Consider the following 1,971-nt stretch of genomic DNA (forward strand, 5'->3'; position numbering starts at 1 on the left):
GCAATATTATAACTGCCTTCGGTTAGTTCTTGACTGGCTCCTTGGAAGTTCCCGTGTTCGTAAATCGTGGCTTTTAACTGTTCTGACGGAGCAGAAGGTTGGGTATTTTCTGCCGCCCAGTTGACGGCCAGCGTGCCACTATTATCGTTATAAGTTCCCTCCACATCATTGACCACAAATGTCAAAGTTTCCCCCGGTTTGAGGGTCATTTTCGTTTCTTTGGCGAGTTCCTTCACCTCATTGGTTTTTGGATTAACGAGGAGCAAGGCAAATGCGGTATTATTCGGGTATTTTAGCATTTTTTGGTATTGCTCGGGAAACTGTTTAATCCCTTCCGGTCCGCATTCGGGAATTCCCATTTCAGCTTTGGCGGGCATCCATTTGCCAGAGGGCGTAAAGGTATAGGTGATGTCTTCGTTGCTGGGATTTTTAAATTCGTAACCCAATTCGCGTTTCGTGTCAACTTCAAATGAACCTGTAGTCATTTTTCTGTCCTTTTTATGTTTTACGATTCAACTTCCTTAAGTTTTCGTTAAGGTTTCAGTGCAATTCCCATCGGGAATATTTTTCTCTAAAAATACTGAAGCGATCGGCCAAAAATAAATCTCAGTAATCTTCTTGTCTGATTCTTGTTTATGTCAATAGCGATCGCCTAGTATTTGAGGGTAAACTCTTGAGTACAATTCTGGGAGTTTACAGGGTTTTGATGTAATTTTCCAGCGTGGCAATATTGCGATCGTATGCCGAATAATCTCCGCGAGACACTCCGCGCGATCGCACGAAATATTCAAACGGCAGATTGCGCTGGCTGAAAAATGCCACAAATCCATCGGGTTGCAGCGTATCTCCATTCAACCCAATGGCCCAGTAGCGTTGCTTGTAAAGCCGCAGTTCGTTAATCATCGATCGGCACTTTTCAATTTCTGGATTGGGTTGTGGTGCGACGTGCTGATTGAGAATATTAGCCGCTTCCGGCGGAATATTCCAGCACTGATTCGGTTGCGGATTGTTCTCGTCAATCTTTTCGCACGCAACGTTATAGTAAAAACCCTGTGCCGGCTGTTGCACCACTAAGGCGCAATCATTGAAGTCACATTTGAGGACTCCCTTAGCACTGACGCTCCACTGTTGCGTTTTATCGTCACTATTTCCCTTCACCGGCTGGAAAGTAACGCGATTCGGCGCTTCAAAAGTTAAGGCTTTCCCCTCCTGATTTTTGATTAATCCCTCTGTCGTCACCGTCCACTTTTGACTGTCTGTGGGGGTGGGTATTCCCCAGGATTGAACGGTATTATTATCGACCACGCATACCATATCGGTAGAGCCTATTTTACAGTCTAACGTAAAACCCGTTTGGGGGTTTGTAAATACGAATGGACTCATTGCTGCTCCTATGTTTTTGTAGCAAAGTCTTGATTTTTATTCAAGCAATTTTTGTCAGCTTTTCCCTCCACTTTTATGTTTTTTTAGACTCCCTCTATCTATCGAGGAGCCAAATTATTTAACCAGTTGACTCGGGAAATGGGCGGCACCTCGGCGAAAGCGTTCCGAGTCTGAACGGGAAACGAGAAAAGATATCTGTGATGACAACGTAATTTGTCCTACAATTAGCTGTTCAACCGCAGCGGGTTGGCCTCAATTCCCGAGTATCACTGGCTGGAATTGGGAGCGGGTTTCCATCCTGGGGCAACCGCGCGAGGGAAACCACCACCGCGACTTCGGTAAATCCTAATCCTCTCCCGACCATTTGACGGTCAGAGTGCCCGTATTATCGTTATAAGTCCCCTCCACATCATTGACGATAAACTTCAACGTTTCACCCGGTTTCAGAGAAATTTTGGTTTCCGGCGCGACTTCCGTAACTTCATTGGTTTTCGGATTAACGGCGACCAAAGAAAATGCCGTATTGTTGGGATATTTTAGCATTTTTTGGTATTGGTCTGGAAACTGTTTGATTCCTTCTGGGCCGCA

General features: G+C 45.3%; 3 protein-coding genes. All 3 read right to left on the minus strand.

The annotated features are described in order from the left end of the window. A partial coding sequence (locus LKK83_RS01205; protein ID WP_324628916.1) for a hypothetical protein occupies positions 1-485 on the minus strand: 485 nt, incomplete at its 3' end. 208 nt (positions 486-693) lie between these two features. Further along, positions 694-1,383, minus strand: a complete 690-nt coding sequence (locus LKK83_RS01210) for a hypothetical protein (protein WP_324628918.1) — start codon at positions 1,381-1,383, stop codon at positions 694-696. Positions 1,384-1,728: 345 nt separating this feature from the next. Then, positions 1,729-1,971 (minus strand): hypothetical protein (locus LKK83_RS01215; protein ID WP_324628919.1); only part of this gene is annotated, 243 nt, incomplete at its 5' end.

Source organism: Phormidium sp. CCY1219, from assembly GCF_035615515.1.
Lineage (GTDB): Bacteria > Cyanobacteriota > Cyanobacteriia > Cyanobacteriales > Laspinemataceae > CCY1219.

What these genes read in the sequence shown, in the direction of transcription:
- LKK83_RS01210 (WP_324628918.1), bottom strand. Translation starts at nt 1,383, where the DNA reads ATGAGTCCATTCGTATTTACAAACCCCCAAACGGGTTTTACGTTAGAC.